At 67.0% G+C, this 4,642-nt stretch carries 4 protein-coding genes and 1 pseudogene; 3 read left to right on the forward strand and 2 right to left on the reverse strand.

What is annotated here, in order from left to right:
- Window positions 1-396: pseudogene (locus R2S09_RS39860) on the reverse strand (IS701 family transposase); the annotation flags it as partial.
- 252 nt (window positions 397-648) lie between these two features.
- Here R2S09_RS39860 and R2S09_RS39865 point away from each other — a divergent pair.
- Window positions 649-1,320 (forward strand): hypothetical protein, encoded by a 672-nt coding sequence (locus R2S09_RS39865; RefSeq protein ID WP_316746163.1) that lies wholly within the window; start codon window positions 649-651, stop codon window positions 1,318-1,320.
- Between the two features lie 430 nt (window positions 1,321-1,750).
- Here R2S09_RS39865 and R2S09_RS39870 read toward each other — a convergent pair whose 3' ends face one another.
- The gene (locus R2S09_RS39870; protein WP_306192932.1) at window positions 1,751-2,113 is read right to left on the reverse strand and encodes a DUF4333 domain-containing protein; all 363 of its coding nucleotides are present in this window, start codon (window positions 2,111-2,113) and stop codon (window positions 1,751-1,753) included.
- Between the two features lie 466 nt (window positions 2,114-2,579).
- Between R2S09_RS39870 and R2S09_RS39880 the strand changes: the two genes are divergently transcribed.
- Window positions 2,580-2,975: a VOC family protein gene (locus R2S09_RS39880; protein WP_306192930.1), complete on the forward strand. Its 396-nt coding sequence runs from the start codon at window positions 2,580-2,582 to the stop codon at window positions 2,973-2,975.
- Window positions 2,976-3,688: 713 nt separating this feature from the next.
- Window positions 3,689-4,405 carry a hypothetical protein gene (locus R2S09_RS39885; protein WP_316746164.1) on the forward strand — a complete coding sequence of 239 codons (717 nt, stop codon included), beginning with the start codon at window positions 3,689-3,691 and terminating at the stop codon, window positions 4,403-4,405.
- Window positions 4,406-4,642: the final 237 nt, after the last annotated feature.

Consider the following 4,642-nt stretch of genomic DNA (forward strand, 5'->3'; position numbering starts at 1 on the left):
GGGCGCGCGGCCGTGACCGGCGAGGCACGCCGGCTCTTCGGCGATGTCCGGTGCGGACCCGTACATCGAGGGTGGTCTCGGCGGGGCAGTCGGCGATGTAGTAGGAGATCTCCTCGGGTCGGCTCACGCTGCGGCGGGCGAGTGCCCGGTGGCGGTGGTCGGGGCGGCGCCAGGCCTGCCCTCGACTCGCGCCCGGTCGTAGATGCGTCGGCCGTGGGCGCCGTCCCCGCAGGAACGGCGCTTCCACTTCTGCTTCGCCAGGCCGGGAAAGAGGTCGTGCACGGGTGATCGATGGCCCAGCGGGTGACGACGGTGTCGTGCCGGGTGGTGGCCATGACAGGGAAGACGTCGGCTTGCTCCAGCTCGGAGCGTCCAGCCCTTGCTGAACCCGTCGGCGAAGGACGAACCCGATGGGTGGAGCAGGAAGTCCGGCAAGAACCCCTCCCCGAGGACCAGGCCCATGAGCAGCCCGGCACGGGCTGCCAGGCTTCCGCTCATCTCCCGATGCCGGCGCGCCAGGCCGGGTCGTGACGCGTTCCCCGCGGCCGGGCTGCCGCGCAGGCGGCGCACGCTGAGCGCCGTCTCGAAGACGGCGTTGGGCACCGATGCGAGAGTGATCTTGCACAGGTCGGCGGCAGAGAAGTGGATATGTATCACGTCGACCGATCATCGACACGGCCCAGCCTTTCGGCCATGCTTGAAAGGCAGCGCGGACAGCTGCCCGGCCGAGGCAGGCTCGGCTTCGTCATGACGGCCCTTCAAAAGCCCTGCGGAGGTTGTGCCATGCCTGCCGCCACACGCCTGCTCTGCCTGGGAGCATCCATCTTGCTCGCTGTGGCCGGGCAGACCGCTCACGCCGATGCCCATGGACTACCCACAACGTACGTCGTCTCCCGGGACCCCGGCATCCTGCCGGAGGGGATCACCGTGCAGCGCAACGGCACCATGTACGTCTCTTCCGATGGCACCGGTCGACTCTTCCGCGGGCGTGTCGGCAACTCGGACCTTCAACCCTTCGCGGCTCAGGACGTCGAGGCCCGCCAGAGCACAAGGGGCGTGCACACCGACAGCCGGGGAAACGTCTTCTCCGTGGGCGGCACGAGCCTCACCGTGCACAACTCTCGCGGCCGACTCCTGGCAACCCGGACGGCACCGAACGGCCCGCTCGGTGCCCCGGATCTGAACGACCTCGTCATCACCAAGAAGGCCGTGTACGTCACCGACTGGGTCAACCCCGTGGTTCTCCGCACGGACCTGCGGGGCGACCGAGTGGGACCGCTCGTGCCCTGGCTCGAGGCTCAACTACCGGTAGTTCGTTAAATCCGGCGGTGGTCTGGGTTGACGGCAGGTCGGGTTGGTCATAGGCCGGTGGTAGGAGTCAACTGCCTTGCGAGGGCTGGAGATGACCGCTTGCCGTCCGTGTCCGAGAGTGCGGAACGTGAGCTCTTGTCCGTTTCGTGGTTGAGGTTGGACAGGGACCGCTGGTCGCGGGCGGGGGATGGGCCTCGGGTGCCGGGCGGGTGACCAGGCCGGGTTCGGGTTCGGGTTCGGGTTCGACGAGGATGCCTCGGCTGACCGGGCGTTTCAGTTTGAAGCGGGATACCTTCGGTGTTCATCGGAAGGACCGGCAGGTCGAGGGCCTGGCGCAGTGCGCGGGCAGGCGGCAGAGGACTGCCCTGAGTACAAGACGGCGGCCCCGTGACGCCCCAGCCGTACGGAGCCCTCGGCCGCTGCTGGCTCGCGGACTGATCTACGTCGTCGCGTCCAGGGACAGGTTGCCTTGATCGTCTTTGATCTTCACCTTGACCCAGGCGTGGCCGCTGCTGTTGCCGTCGCCGACGCCGACGACATTGCACTCGAACTCCCGGCCCGCCTCGACGGGAATGGAAGCGGGGCAGACCACATCGTCGATGGTCGGAGTCTTCGCGAAGGCGTCGTCGGTATCGACGGCGTTGAGCACGGCCCGCGCCAACGCATCCTGATCCAGGGCGCGTTGCGGCTGCACGATGGGACTTCCAGCCAACAGCATGATGGTGACAGTGAGCACACAACAGGCGATCACGGCCAGGGAGAACGCGATGACGCTACGGGCGAAGCTGCGTTGATCGATCACGCGGACAGTCCTATCGAAGCTGTCCGTGCTCAGACAACCCCCGACTGCTCCTGCAGGGTGCGGGCCTGCTGGCGCCACTCGGTCCGGGCGGCATGCGTCCGGGTCCGGTCCAGTAGGGGTGCCGCCGCAGGACAGCCGCCGCAGCCGGCGGCGCAGGGCGGTGGTCCGGGCCGGGTCGGGTGCGGCCAGGGCCTCGTAGGTGCGGTGCCAGTCCGCTTGGAGCTGTATCAGGTCCGGGGAATGAGGGTCGCGTGCTCCATGCGCACTATTGGATCGTGTGTTTGCTTTTCTGGCCAAGCCTGGGCGGGCGACTTCACCCCTCCTGGTGACCGGTGTCCTGTGCCATCGCACCGTGAGCAGATGTCAGTGAAGTCTGACCACAGTGCAGCTCGCGTCATCGAAGTCTGTTTTGCCCTGGTCACAGCAGATGCTGAGCGGCTCTGGGCCCGCTTGAGAGGATCGGGGCATGGCGGACTCACCCATGAAGACCAATGCCCTCATCGTCGACGCCACAGACCCTGAGCGGCTCGCTGCGTTCTGTTCCGAACTGCTTGGTAGGCCAGTCGTGGGCCGTACGGGCCCATACGTCTGGCTGGGGCGGGAAGACGGCCTGGGGCTGGGCTTTCAACAGACGGCGGAACCCAAGCCGGGCAGGAACCGGATGCACTTCGACATCACCTCTCCCGATCCCGCCGCCGAGCAGCAATGGGTCGAGATACTCGGCGGGAGCAGGCTGGAGCAGTACGACGGCCGGCGGCGGCGGGTTCCTGGTGACGGCAGATCCCGAGGGCAATGGTTCTGCATCATCCCTGAGGGTCCCTTCGAGCTCGACGACGAAGGGCGCGCGAACTACCTCAACTGATGGTCACACTTCGATGGCACGCGCTCAGCCTTCCGTGGCACCAGACAACCGGCCAGGTTCCCAGCCAGCTCGGGGGGCCACGGTGCTGCACAGCCCATCACGGCCGGGGCCGGTCGCCCGCATCCGTCGGCCGGAGAGATCGTGAAGCAGGCTGCCACGTGCAGCCGTATGCGGCCCTTGCGGGTGCACGAACACGGTGAGGGCCCGGGCAACCCTGACCGGCTCGGGCCCTCACCCATACTGCAAAGTGGGGCCGCCCGGGCACTGCTGGAGACGGGCGGGACAGCGGTCGCACCCACCACGTGGTCACAGGCACTGGTCATGGTCCGGCCTGGGCGCACCCTGCTGTGCGCGGCCGCCTTCGGTCGGGCAGACACCGTTCGCGTGACCTCCTTGGAACCTACGGGAGGCCACACGTCAAGCAGCGACTCGCCGACACTTCCTGGCGACCCACCGCCACAGCGGGTGAGTGCACGTCAGAAGATCACCTGCAAGGGCTAATGGCATTCAATCTGCCTAATTCCAGGCGACTTTGACGGATACGCAGCTCTTCGACGGAGCGATGTGAAGGGCCTCTGCATACCCGATCAGCCCTCCAAGCCGGAGATCCCGAATTGCTCGATATGACAGCAATGGGGGGTCTTAGTACGTTCAATCACGCACCGGCTGTCACAGCGGGCCTGTCTCTGAATCCGAGAAGGAGCACAAACGACATGATCATGACCCGTTCCCACGCGATCGCCACGGCCGTCGCGGCCGCCGCGGCACTGACCGCCACCGGCATCACCTACGCCGCGGCCGTCCCCGCTCCCCAGGCCCAGGTGGCCCCGGTCGCCGTCCCCGCCCAGGCCCTCACGGGCGGGGAGGGCGGCAACAGCGGCAACAGCGGCAAGGGCAACGAAGGCAACGAGCGCCGGGGCAACGAGCACGAGGGCAGGCGCCATCACAAGGAGGGCAGGATCCAGATCAACGAGCGCAGCTTCTCCGGCCGCCCCGACGGCTGCATCGTCGTCGTCAGCGGCCTGGGCTCCACCAGCTTCAACATCCGTAACGAAAGCCGCAACACCGTCGAATTCTTCCGCGGCGTCACCTGCGACAACGGCGCGCCCATCGCCACCGTCGGCCCCCACAGCGAGGCCAACGCCGTCTGCCCGGGCAAGCTCCACGACGAGGACGAGGATGAGAACTGCGAGAGGGGCGAGCACGAGAGGGGCGAACACGAGAAGGGCGAGCACGAGAAGGGCGAGCACGAGAAGGGCGAGCACGAGAAGGGTGAGCACGGGAAGGGCGAGCACCACAAGAAGCACCACGAGGAGATGGAGGACGCCGTAAAGGTCAAGAACGGAGTCTTCGGCAGCTTCCGCGTCATCAAGCGCCACCACGACGAGAAGGGCGAGGGCGGCGGATACGGAGGATACGACGAAGACTAAAACCAGCAACCGCGTGACGCGCACGCTGGATAACCCCGGCCCGCCGTAATCGTGCCGGCGCCCTCCAGCCAGGCGCACAACACAGAATCCCGGCCCGCCGTAATCGGGCCGGGATTCTCGTCTGGACGCCGGTCCAAGGACATCCCTTCCCGGAACATCCACACCAGACAATGGGCCGACAGATGTACGCAGGGGAAGGAGCGTCGTCTACACCCTCCACGCACGCTTGGTCTTCAC

Origin of the sequence: Streptomyces sp. MK7 (genome assembly GCF_032658145.1) — a bacterium.
Taxonomy (GTDB): Bacteria; Actinomycetota; Actinomycetes; order Streptomycetales; family Streptomycetaceae; genus Streptomyces; species Streptomyces spiralis.

Bases quoted from the DNA above. Each gene is read 5' to 3' on its own strand.
- R2S09_RS39885 (WP_316746164.1), top strand. From the start codon at position 3,689: ATGATCATGACCCGTTCCCACGCGATCGCCACGGCCGTCGCGGCCGCC.
- R2S09_RS39880 (WP_306192930.1), top strand. From the start codon at position 2,580: ATGGCGGACTCACCCATGAAGACCAATGCCCTCATCGTCGACGCCACA.
- R2S09_RS39865 (WP_316746163.1), top strand. From the start codon at position 649: ATGTATCACGTCGACCGATCATCGACACGGCCCAGCCTTTCGGCCATG.